This is a genomic window from Aureitalea sp. L0-47, from assembly GCF_026126405.1.
GTDB lineage: Bacteria > Bacteroidota > Bacteroidia > Flavobacteriales > Flavobacteriaceae > Pukyongia.
In genome coordinates this window covers 57,544-69,253 of the sequence record NZ_JAFMTQ010000003.1, presented here as the reverse complement: position 1 = coordinate 69,253, position 11,710 = coordinate 57,544, and the positions used below count along the sequence as shown (strand labels likewise).

11 protein-coding genes are annotated in these 11,710 nt (G+C 44.5%); 5 read left to right on the top strand and 6 right to left on the bottom strand.

Annotated features, from left to right (window positions below):
- Window positions 1–5: 5 nt before the first annotated feature.
- Complete coding sequence (locus J1N09_RS04890) at window positions 6–1,400, top strand: sugar transferase (protein WP_265198571.1); 1,395 nt, start codon at window positions 6–8, stop codon at window positions 1,398–1,400.
- A 1-nt stretch (window position 1,401) separates the two neighbouring features.
- On the opposite strand, the gene J1N09_RS04885 is transcribed toward J1N09_RS04890, so the two are convergent.
- Complete coding sequence (locus J1N09_RS04885) at window positions 1,402–2,583, bottom strand: DUF4105 domain-containing protein (RefSeq protein WP_265198570.1); 1,182 nt, start codon at window positions 2,581–2,583, stop codon at window positions 1,402–1,404.
- Window positions 2,584–2,588: 5 nt separating this feature from the next.
- Complete coding sequence (locus tag J1N09_RS04880) at window positions 2,589–3,656, bottom strand: PorV/PorQ family protein (RefSeq protein ID WP_265198569.1); 1,068 nt, start codon at window positions 3,654–3,656, stop codon at window positions 2,589–2,591.
- A gap of 126 nt (window positions 3,657–3,782) precedes the next feature.
- On the opposite strand from J1N09_RS04880, the gene J1N09_RS04875 reads away from it, so the two are divergent.
- Complete coding sequence (locus tag J1N09_RS04875; protein WP_265198567.1) at window positions 3,783–4,523, top strand: CDP-alcohol phosphatidyltransferase family protein; 741 nt, start codon at window positions 3,783–3,785, stop codon at window positions 4,521–4,523.
- Here J1N09_RS04875 and lptB read toward each other — a convergent pair.
- From lptB to J1N09_RS04855, 4 genes are all read right to left on the bottom strand, one after another.
- Window positions 4,520–5,260, bottom strand: coding sequence for an LPS export ABC transporter ATP-binding protein (gene lptB, locus J1N09_RS04870; RefSeq protein ID WP_265198565.1), 741 nt, complete (start codon window positions 5,258–5,260; stop codon window positions 4,520–4,522). The two genes, J1N09_RS04875 and lptB, sit on opposite strands and share 4 nt — an antisense overlap.
- 147 nt (window positions 5,261–5,407) lie before the next feature.
- On the bottom strand, window positions 5,408–5,755 hold the full coding sequence (locus tag J1N09_RS04865) for a carboxymuconolactone decarboxylase family protein (RefSeq protein WP_265198563.1): 348 nt from the start codon (window positions 5,753–5,755) through the stop codon (window positions 5,408–5,410).
- Window positions 5,745–6,587, bottom strand: a complete 843-nt coding sequence (gene tatC, locus J1N09_RS04860) for a twin-arginine translocase subunit TatC (RefSeq protein WP_265198561.1) — start codon at window positions 6,585–6,587, stop codon at window positions 5,745–5,747. The genes J1N09_RS04865 and tatC overlap by 11 nt, the downstream gene beginning before the upstream one ends.
- Entirely contained in the window at window positions 6,587–7,552 is a 966-nt protein-coding gene (locus tag J1N09_RS04855) for a KpsF/GutQ family sugar-phosphate isomerase (RefSeq protein WP_265198558.1), read from the bottom strand. Before J1N09_RS04855 ends, tatC begins: the two co-directional genes overlap by 1 nt.
- Before the next feature lie 212 nt (window positions 7,553–7,764).
- On the opposite strand from J1N09_RS04855, the gene recQ reads away from it, so the two are divergent.
- The 3 genes from recQ (at window position 7,765) to J1N09_RS04840 (ending at window position 11,707) form a co-directional block, all read left to right on the top strand.
- Window positions 7,765–9,960 carry a DNA helicase RecQ gene (gene recQ, locus J1N09_RS04850; protein WP_265198556.1) on the top strand — a complete coding sequence of 732 codons (2,196 nt, stop codon included), beginning with the start codon at window positions 7,765–7,767 and terminating at the stop codon, window positions 9,958–9,960.
- A gap of 93 nt (window positions 9,961–10,053) precedes the next feature.
- Window positions 10,054–10,986 (top strand): peptidylprolyl isomerase, encoded by a 933-nt coding sequence (locus tag J1N09_RS04845; protein WP_265198554.1) that lies wholly within the window; start codon window positions 10,054–10,056, stop codon window positions 10,984–10,986.
- Window positions 10,987–11,185: 199 nt separating this feature from the next.
- On the top strand, window positions 11,186–11,707 hold the full coding sequence (locus J1N09_RS04840; protein WP_265198552.1) for a YfiT family bacillithiol transferase: 522 nt from the start codon (window positions 11,186–11,188) through the stop codon (window positions 11,705–11,707).
- Window positions 11,708–11,710: the final 3 nt, after the last annotated feature.

The window sequence follows — 11,710 nt, the reverse complement described above, 5'->3', positions numbered from 1 at the left end:
AACCTATGCCTCAAAAATCGAATATCCATTTTGAGATCTCCGAACGTAAGGTATTACTGCGGATATTCGATATCGTTGCTGTATTGGCGGTTCTCTATGCGGTAGGAATTGTTTTCGATTTTGATTACTTCAAGATAAACGCGGATCACTGGGTATGGTCGATAGTTCTCGCCCTATATCTTAGTGTATTTGCTACCATTTTCGAATTGTACAATCTTCAGAAGGCTAGTAAATTCGAAATCGTTGTTCAGAACATCATCTTAACCGTATCGGTGACAGTTCTCTTTTACCTCTTAACACCATTCTTTACACCGGAATTACCGGAAAATCGACTACAGATCATCTATTTCTTTATCGCGATGAATCTGGCATTATTTGTCTGGAGATACGCATATATCGTTTTGATCTCTGCACCGAGATTCTTCAAGAGGGTTTTACTCATTGGAAATGCCGATGAAATGGAAAAAGTGATCCGTTCCCTTCAGAAATCGGATCCTAATTACAAGGTAATCGGCTTTATCAACACTACCCACGATAAGCAACCAGAGTTTGCATTTGACCTGCCTCAGGAGTTCCACCTGGACGATGTTGCGGAAACTGTTCGTGAACAATTCATTTCTGAAATCGTAGTAGCTACGCGAGCAAATGAGGGAATGACCGTATCGCTTTACAGTCAGTTGATCCAATTATTGGAGACTGGTGTACCAATACGAGCCTATACCCAGGTGTATGAAGATATTACACATAGGGTGCCGGTACAACATGTGGATAAGGATTTTTATCGCTACTTCCCTTTTAGCAGAAGCAACCAAAACAAACTCTATCTTTTCTTCCACCGTATATTGGATCTACTGTTTTCGGTGGTCGGTTTGCTCTTTGGATTACTGATTTCACCTATCATCATACTTGGGAATCTACTGGCTAACAGAGGGCCTTTGTTCTACACCCAAATGAGGGTAGGGAAGAACGGTAAGCATTTCAAAATTTATAAACTCCGATCAATGATTGTGAATGCTGAAAAGGATGGAGCTGTGTACGCGGCCGCAAAAGATACGCGAGTGACGAAATTCGGACGTTTTCTTCGACGTTCTCGTTTTGATGAGATTCCGCAGTTCATCAACGTGATCAAAGGAGACATGAGTGTTATCGGACCAAGGCCGGAGCGCCCTGTTTTTGTAAAAGATCTTTCAGAAAAAATACCTTTCTACGAGGTGCGTCATATTGTGAAACCGGGAGTGACTGGCTGGGCCCAGGTGAATGCGAAATATGGAATGACCCAGGAGGACTCATTAGAAAAATTGCAATACGATCTGTACTATATCAAACGCCGTAGTCTCTTTCTTGACATCAGTATTGTAATTAAGACGCTGAGTACAATAATCTTCTTCAGGGGACAATAGCCTACGTCAATTTTTTAAAAAACCCGTCCAGGTAGATGTATCGAACAAATAGAGCGATAAGCAGTGGTATGAATCCTATGGCATAACCCTGGGTGCCGGTTATCCAATGAATGGCGAGCAGGACCAACAAAATGTATAACAGCTTAATATATCTGCCCAACCATTTATTTGGGGACCTTTTGGCTATCAATGGCGCGAAGAACAGTGATAGTGGAAACGCCCATAACATATTGTAGTTGTTAGCCGTGGAACTGTGATCTGTGGCAAACCAAAGCAACAAAATGAAAACCCCAACAAGGCCGGTAATAAGGAATATGCCCATATCGAGGTAACGGCTTCGCTCCTGGTTTTTGTAGTTTTTATAAGTTACAAAAACCAGGAGTAAGCCTATAATCCCGAAAATGAACAACGGACTCAGGAAAAAGATCCCTGCATCGCTGCGCTCCTCGGTGTCATAGATAGTTCTTGTCTCTTTTACCAGGTCTTTGGTACCGGATGGCGTCTTGATCGTCGCAGTTGAGGCTGCCTCGAAAACGTATTTCGGTAAGAACTGATATTCCCAGGAATTGGCCTCCTGGTCAACAACAGCGCCTATGGCCACATCCATCCCCAGGCTTCCCCAGGTATTGTAATGCACGTTCTCCTGTATGAGTTCACGAAAGGTGTGCTTTCTAACGACTAGTTGATTGTCGTACGTAATTTTATCCTTAAGCGCTTCTACCAGGACGTCACGAATTTTGGTCGCGCAGTTGTCGTAAAAGAAGTCGTAGAGATAGTATTGATTTTCCGGTTTGGCATTATTCTGAAGGAAATCGAATACTGCCTTTTTTTCAGAATAGGTAAGGTCTAACACTTGTTCCTTCACCCATCGGTCCTGTTTAATATAGCTGTTCAGAAAAGGCTCGTAATAACTCACTGCCAGCTTGTAGAGCAATTTTCCCCTGGCGAATTTGGTGTAAAAATTAGGGGTATTGAAATCGTAAACCCCGTAGTTGTAGGCCCAGTCGATATCATTTTCAGGGTCATAAACACGAAAAGCACTATGCCCGAATCTATCGTACAGATTGTCCCCGGGACCTATGGTGAGTATGCTGATCTCGGCATTTTCCGATAAGCGGTCATTCTGGGCTGAGGCCGTAAAATTCAGAAGTAATAAGAGTAGGAGGAAGTAGTGTTTTTTCACAAGCTTTATCTAAAAATGCTCCAGTCTAATTTAAGTGAAAATACATTAGAATACAACGCAGCACTTTGATCACCTATATCCGTCAAAGCGTAATCTACCTGTATGCCTTTGTATTTAAACCCTACGCCTATGTTCGGTTGAAAATTCACCGAATCGTTTCCATCCAGTTGTATTACATTCTGAAAGTTCCCCGCTCCGGCTCGCACGAAGATCATGTCGATATACCCGAATTCCAATCCGACAGCTGGTGTAATACTGGCGAAAGATGTCGAAATGATGTCATTGGTTTCAGCAAAGCGGAAATTTAGGTCTACCTCAGTTTGTAACACAAAATCATAGTGAAAAACGATCTTCCGTGCTATTCCCAATTGCAGCTTCGGAATGGTGATCTCTGTAGTTTCAGGGAGTTCCTGGTTCTGACCGGCAACCGCGTTCTGAATGGTGGCGAATTGCTCTTCATCGATGGACCAGGCATTGAAAGTGGTTGTGATATCGCGTGCCATCAACCCGAATTCCCAATTGTTTTTCTGAAACTGAATTCCCGCGTCCAGGCCAAATCCCCATGAAGAGGCAAAATCCCCGATCACGCGGCGGATTACCTTGGCATTCACGCCAAAGTTCAGACCGTCCAATGGAAGTTTCCTCGCGTAGGAGAAGGTGACCCCGTAATCTGCAGTTGAAAACAAGCTGATACGATTGTAATCGATATTTCCCTGATCGTCTATAAGTTGGGTTGTGTTGAGGATATCATCTACTCCAAAACGAATAACGGACAGCGCTACGGCCGAACGATCGTCAATGGGCATAGCAAACCCGGCATAATCGTAACTCGCAATATTAGCGAAATAGGAGGCATGCATCAGGGCGAGTTCATTGTCTTCAATATTCACCAGGCCAGCAGGATTCCAATAGCCTGAATTCACATCACCTGAAGAAGCCACCACCGCATTGGCCATACCAAAAGCCGCTGCATCCACCCCGATGTTCATAAACTCGTTGGAATACTTTCGGGTGGTTTGTGCCGTGATCGTTGCGCAAAGCAGCAGAAGTACAGCAAATAGGTTCTTTTTCAAGCGAAATATTTTCAGCAAATATCTTATTATTTTACAGAATAATAAACTATTATTTTCGGGACATATTGTGCATATTTGGGTTTAGACGCAAATAGTTTCCTATTTTTACAACATTCCGAAAATTCTATGGTTAAGCAGATTCCCAACATCATCACTTCCCTCAATATCCTTTGTGGTTGTGTGGCCATACTTTTCGCAATTTCGGGAGATCTGGTTACTGCGTCGTTTTTTGTGTTCACGGGTATCTTTTTCGACTTCTTCGATGGCCTTGCTTCACGATGGTTAAAAGCTCACAGTAAGGTCGGATTGCAGCTGGATTCTCTTGCCGACGTGATCACCAGTGGTGTGGCGCCCGCGATAGTGATGGTGCAACTATTGTCGGAATCCATCAACGATATGGGAATTCAGTCATTTCTCGAATCTACCGATATTACGGCCTGGTCTATTGGGAAGAACAGCCTGATGCCACTTGTTGGACTGCTCATTGCAGTAGCTGCCGCTTACCGTCTGGCGAAATTCAATGTAGATACAAGGCAATCCGATAGTTTTATCGGGCTACCCACTCCTGCAAATGCCATTATGATATTGAGTTTGCCACTTATCCTTCATTTTCAGCATTCCGAACAGTTGGAAAGTATCATCATGCATCAATGGTTTCTACTGGGAATGACCGTTTTCAGTTGTATAATTATGAATGCGGAAGTACGACTCTTCGCCCTGAAATTCAAGACCTGGGATCTGAAAAGCAATGGTATTCGTTACCTCTTCCTGGTTTTGAGCGCTGTTGCCTTGGTTTTTCTGAAATTCCTGGCGATTCCCGTAATTATAGTGCTTTACTTCCTTTTATCTCTTTTCAGAAAGAATTAAAAGGATAGTTTCTTTTTCCGTAGCTCGAAATTCTGTCCCAGGTATACTTTCCTTACCATCTCATCCGCGGCTAGTTCCTCCGGAATTCCGTGTTTAAGTATACTTCCCTCGAACATAAGATAAGTTCGGTCTGTGATGGCCAAAGTCTCCTGAACGTTGTGATCGGTAATGAGGATTCCGATGTTTTTGTTTTTCAAGCGCGCAACGATACCCTGAATATCCTCAACAGCTACCGGGTCAACTCCGGCAAAAGGCTCATCGAGAAGAATAAAATGAGGGTCGGTAGCCAGCGCTCTTGCGATCTCCGTCCGCCTTCGTTCACCACCACTCAGCAGGTCCCCGCGATTCTTTCGGATATGTCCCAATCCGAATTCCTCTATCAAGGACTCCATCTTCATCTGCTGCTCTTTCTTAGATAATTTGGTAAGTTGCAAAACGCTTAAGATATTGTCTTCAATACTAAGCTTTCTAAACACCGAAGCCTCCTGCGCAAGGTAGCCGATCCCGTTCTGAGCGCGGCGGTACATTGGGAACTTGGTGATATTGGTCCCTTCAAGGAAGATCTGCCCGCCATTGGGTTTAATAAGGCCCACGATCATGTAGAAGGATGTGGTTTTTCCCGCACCATTAGGTCCAAGCAGACCCACGATCTCACCCTGGTTTACCTCCACGGTGATCCCTTTGACCACTTTTCGGCCTTTATACGATTTAACCAGGTTTTCAGCGCGAAGTTTCATGTGTGTTTGTTGTTAGTAGTTTATGGTTCAGAGTTAATAGCTCGTAGTTCGGTAATCTAGTTTCAAAAACAAACAACGAACAATAAACAACGAACACAATAGACCTATTCTGCTAATTTAAAGGATTACACTCAGTTCTAAAACATTTTATGATTTCTCTAAGGCTTCCCAGTATTCGTATGCCCTGCGTAAATGTGGGATTACAATAGTACCACCAATCAGCAGGGAGATACTCATGGCTTCTACCACTTCCTCTTTCGGTATACCTAGCTTATAACAGGCTTCCAGGTGGTAGCGTACACAGTCGTCACAGCGTAACACCATTGAGTTTCCTAATCCTAGTAGTTCCTTTGTTTTCTTCGGAAGGGCCCCGTCTGTGAAAGCATTGGTATCTAGATTGAAGATCCGTTTAACGATCTTGTTGTTGTCTTCCAGTAGCTTTTCGTTCATTTTCGAACGATAGCTGTTGAATTCTTCCACCATGTTATTTGACATGTGCTTTAGCTTTTTTGTTTTGTCGGCGAATTACCGCCTTGGAAATGAAGATACTTACTTCGTATAATACGATCACAGGAATGGCCACTATCACCTGGCTAGCAATATCGGGAGGTGTGATAATTGCGGAGATTATCAATACGATCACCAGTGCAAATTTTCGATATTTCCGAAGGAACTGAGGTGTAACCAACCCAATACTGGTTAGGAAATAGATGATAATGGGTAATTCGAAAATAAGTCCGCTGGCAAGCGCACAGGCCCGAACCAATCCTATATAACTACTAAGGTCGAAATCGTTGAACACCGCTTCCGATACCTGGTAGGTGCCAAGGAAATTGATCGATAACGGAGTCACAACGTAATATCCAAACAGCACGCCTGTAAAGAACAGCAGCGAAGCAACTATGATGAATCCACGCGCCGAACGTCTTTCGTTCCGGTATAATCCCGGGCTAACAAATCGCCAGAACTCGTAAAGTATGTATGGAAAGGCAACGATGAACCCAGCCGTTATCGAGGTCCAGATGTGGGCGGAGAATTGTCCCGCCGGTGTCCTACTCTGAATTCGGAAAGGGAATTGTGTGTCGCAAAAGGTACCTTCAAACCCCAGGAATTGGGCACCCTTACAAAGCAGTTTGTAGGTTGGGAACGTATCTTTTTTAGTTGGCCCGAAAATTAGGGTGTCGAAAATGAAGTCCTTCAGAATAAAAGCAACAGTACCCATAACAACCACGGCTATTGTAGCTCGAATAAGATGCCACCTTAATTCTTCAAGATGATTCAGAAAGGACATTTCACTTCCCTGGGATGTGTTGCTGGACCCCGTCATTAAATAATTCCTTCTTTAGTAAGGTTATGAATATGTACCACACCACGATATTTTCCATCCTTTTCGGCCAGAATCTGGGTGATGCCGTGTTTGTCCATAAGCTCCATGGCTTCTACTGCCATAGCGTCGTTATTGATCATCTTAGGATTGTGCGTCATAATATCCTTGGCAGTAAGCCCCTGAAAGTTCTCCACTTTGGCTAGCATCCTCCGTAAATCACCATCTGTGATGATACCCACAATTCTTTCATCTTCAACCACAGCGGTCACTCCCAGCATTTTTTCGGAGATCTCGACGATCACTCTTCGAACGTCCGTATCCGGTTCTACCTTGGGTTTTTCGTTCAGGGAGGTAAGGTCACTCACACGAAGGTAAAGCTTTTTACCCAGGGAACCTCCAGGGTGGAACTTGGCGAAATCATTGCTGGAAAAGCCCCTTAGTTCCAGCAGACACATGGCCAGGGCATCACCTATAACCAGTTGAGCGGTGGTACTTGTTGTTGGCGCGAGGTTATTGGGACAGGCCTCTTTTTCCACATAAGCGTTCAATACGAAATCAGCTTGTTGCCCAAGGAACGAATCCTTATTGGCGGTAATAGCAATTAATTTGTTACCTCTGGCCTTGATAAGTGGCACTAAGACTTTGATTTCCGGTGTGTTTCCGCTTTTTGAGATGCAGATCACCGTATCATTCTGCTGAATGGTCCCCAGATCGCCGTGGATCGCATCTGCCGCGTGCATAAAGATAGCGGGCGTACCAGTACTATTAAGTGTGGCAACGATCTTAGTGGCTATGTTGGCGCTTTTACCAATTCCGGCGATGATTACACGGCCATCCGACTCGTACAGGTAATTAACCGCCTGTGCAAACTCTGCATCCACCAGTTCGGCTAAATGCATAATGGCTTTGCTCTCGGTTTGAATAGTTTCTCTGGCTACTGAAATAATCCTGGATTCCTGATTCAAAACTTTACGCTTTTATATGTTTGTATCTGTTTAACTTTTTAGTATATTTAAAAAACGAACGCTTTTGTTTCTATAGCGTACCGTCCTTACACAAACCTAGTTAATAGATTCACTAATTCTGTAAAGGTTGCAAAATTACAATTGTTCAAGACTATTAACAATTATAATCCCTGAAACCTTTTAATTATAAAAGAATTAAATGGTAAAGCAGCGTGGCTGATATAGATATATACGCGGCATTAGAGAAGTTTTTTGGTTTCACCACATTTAAAGGGCTACAGCAGGAGGTAATTAAAAGCATCCTCGGAAATCACAATACTTTCGTCATCATGCCGACAGGTGGAGGGAAATCACTCTGCTATCAACTCCCAGCCCTGATAAAAGAAGGTACTGCCATAGTAGTATCTCCCCTTATTGCATTGATGAAGAACCAGGTCGATGCTCTGCGTGCTCATTCACATGAAGAAGGTATCGCACATGTCCTAAACTCTTCGCTTACAAAAACTGAGATTAAAAAGGTGAAAAGTGATATCACCGATGGTGTCACTAAACTCCTTTATGTTGCTCCCGAATCCCTCACAAAAGCAGAGAATGTTGCCTTCCTGAATTCCGTAAAGATCTCCTTCGTAGCAATCGATGAAGCCCATTGCATTAGCGAATGGGGACACGATTTCAGGCCGGAATACCGAAATCTTAGAAGTATCATTAAACGAATAGGTGACGATATCCCAATCATCGGACTCACCGCTACGGCTACCCCTAAGGTCCAGGAAGATATCCTGAAAAACCTCGGGATACAGGATGCGAACACTTTCAAAGCTTCCTTTAATCGGCCTAATCTCTACTACGAGATTCGTCCGAAAACAAAAAATGTAGACGCCGATATCACCCGCTTCGTAAAGAAGAACGAGGGTAAAAGCGGAATAATCTATTGCTTGAGCCGGAAACGCGTGGAGCAATTGGCCCAGACCCTTCAGGTGAATGGAGTAAAAGCAGTTCCGTATCATGCAGGACTGGACGCAAAGACCCGGGTAAAACACCAGGACATGTTTCTTATGGAAGATGCCGATGTTGTCGTGGCAACCATTGCCTTCGGAATGGGTATAGACAAACCAGATGTGCGCTTTGTGGTACACAATGATATTCCGAAGAGTATAGAAAGTTACTACCAGGAGACCGGACGTGCCGGACGAGATGGGGGAGAAGGTCATTGCCTGGCCTTCTACAGCTACAAGGATATAGAAAAACTCGAAAAGTTCATGAGCGGAAAACCGGTTGCTGAACAAGAGATCGGCTTAGCATTGCTACAAGAAGTGGTTGCCTTTGCAGAAACTTCCATTTCGAGAAGAAAGTTCATTCTTCACTACTTCGGGGAAGAGTTCGACAATGAGACGGGAGAAGGAGGAGACATGGACGACAACATGCGCTTTCCGAAGAAAAAACATAAAGCGACCGAACAGGCTAAGACAATTCTTGATGTGGTAAATAAAACCAACGAGAAGTACAAGTCTAAAGAGATTGTAAATGTCCTGATCGGTAAAGTAAACGCCATGATCAAGTCTCACAGAACGGACGGACAGGAGTTTTTCGGAGTGGGAGAGGACAAAACTGGCGAATACTGGATGGCACTCCTCAGGCAGTTACTGGTGGCAGGTTATCTTCGGAAGGATATTGAAACCTATGGGGTTATCAAACTCACCGATACTGGCAGGGAATTCCTTCAGAATCCGGTTGAGTTTATGATGACGGAGGACCACTCTTTCAAAGAAGCAAACGATGATTCTGTGATCGTGGCGCAAAAAGGAGGTGGTGCAGTAGCCGATGACAATTTGTTCAGATTGCTTAAGTCGGAACGAAAACGTGTTGCAGATAATCTTAAATTACCTCCATTTGTGATATTCCAGGATCCTTCGCTGGAAGATATGGCCCTAAAATACCCCATCACCCTGGAAGAACTATCCAATGTTCATGGTGTTGGTGAGGGAAAGGCCAAGAAGTATGGAACCACCTTTGTTGAATTGATTCGCAACTACGTTGAAGAAAACGAAATCGACCGGCCCGATGATTTTGTGGTAAAGTCAACAGGGACCAACAGTGCACTCAAACTGTATATCATCCAAAACGTAGATAGGAAGCTATCCCTGCCTGATATTGCCGCCGCAAAAGGCCTTGAAATGCGTGATTTCATCAAAGAAATGGAAGTCATCGTCTACAGTGGTACCAAACTGAATATCGACTATTGGATAGAAGAGATCCTGGACGAAGATCAGCAGGAAGAACTACACGATTATTTCCTGGAAGCCGAAACCGATAAGATCGATGCGGCCATGGACGAATTTGATGGAGATTACGATGATGAGGAACTTCGGTTGTACCGAATTAAGTTTATCAGTGAAGTGGCGAATTAGTTTTTAGTACTAACAACCATAAAACCTTAAAGGTCTTTACTTACTTTTTCTACATAGATTGAGTACCTTTGCACTTCCAAAAAATTACAAAAAATGCAAGACGGAATCTACGCAAACATCACTACCGAAAAAGGTAGTATCAAGATCAAACTCACATACGATAAAACACCGGGAACGGTTGGAAACTTTGTGGCACTGGCAGAAGGCGACCTGGAAAACGGTGCTAAACCACAGGGAACGCCGTATTACGACGGGCTAAAATTCCATCGTGTCATCCCGGATTTTATGGTTCAGACAGGAGACCCACAGGGTACTGGAGGCGGTGGGCCCGGGTATAACTTCGACGACGAGTTCCACCCGGATTTAAAACACACAGGACCTGGTGTGCTTTCTATGGCAAATGCCGGACCGGGCACCAATGGGAGTCAGTTTTTTATCACGCATGTGGAAACACCCTGGTTGGACAATAAACATACGGTTTTCGGACATGTAGTAGAAGGACAGGACGTGGTGGATAGCGTTGCCCAGGGTGATACCCTGCAAAAGGTGGAGATCGAACGTGTGGGGGAAGAAGCAAAGAACTGGAATGCGGTGGAAGCCTTCCGTCAGTTCAACGGTGCTAAAGCAGAGAGAGAAGCAGCAGCGAAAAGAGCGCAGGAAGATTTGCTTACGTCAATTTCCGAAGGCTTTGAGCAAACCGAGAGCGGACTTCGTTACCAGATCATACAGGAAGGAAATGGTACCAAACCCAATGCCGGACAAACCGTTGCGGTTCATTACAAGGGAATGCTTCCGGAAGGACAGGAATTCGACAACTCATACAAACGAGGTAATCCGATTGAGTTTCCTGTTGGCACGGGGCAAGTAATCGCCGGTTGGGACGAAGGTATCCAGCTACTGAAAGTGGGTGATAAGGCCCGTTTTGTGATACCCTCACATCTTGCCTATGGAAGCCGAGGTGCCGGAGGAGTTATTCCTCCAAACGCGACCCTGGTATTCGACGTGGAGCTTATGGACGTGAAATAGTTCATAAACTGTTCAGAAATAAATTTGAAAGCGCCTTCAGGAATGAGGGCGTTTTTTTATTTTGGGTGTCCGGTGTCCGGTGTCCGGTGTCCGGTGTCCGGTGTCCGGTGTCCGGTGTCCGGTGTCCGGTGTCCGGTGTCCGGTGTCCGGTGTCCGGTGTCCGAATAAACAAATCAACGAATCAACATAACAAAGAACCATGAGCCAAGACCACAGTAAATTCCCAATTGGAAAGTTTGATCCTCCGGCAACTATTTCAGAAGGAGACCTCAATGAGGCGATAACTATACTGGAAGTATTTCCGGAAAAACTCAAAATGCTTACCTATAACCTTACTGATGAGCAGTTAGACAAGCCATATCGGGAGGGGAGCTGGACCATTCGGCAATTGGTGCATCACATTTCAGATAGCCACCACCACAGCTATAATCGCTTTAGATGGGCTTTGACAGAGGATAATCCCTTGATAAAAGTATACAGCCAGGACGCATTTGCCGAACTCGAAGACTATAAAACCTGGCCGATAGCCTGGTCCTTCTCACATATCGAAGCGATACATCACAAATTGGTGAACCTGCTCCGTATGCTTTCAGAAGATCAATGGAACCGAACCTTACGGCACCCGGAAATGGATATAGAAATGAATTTGAAGCAACTGGCCATGATGTACGCCTGGCATAGCATGCATCACTATTCGCACATTAAGAAGGGCCTGGACTAAACC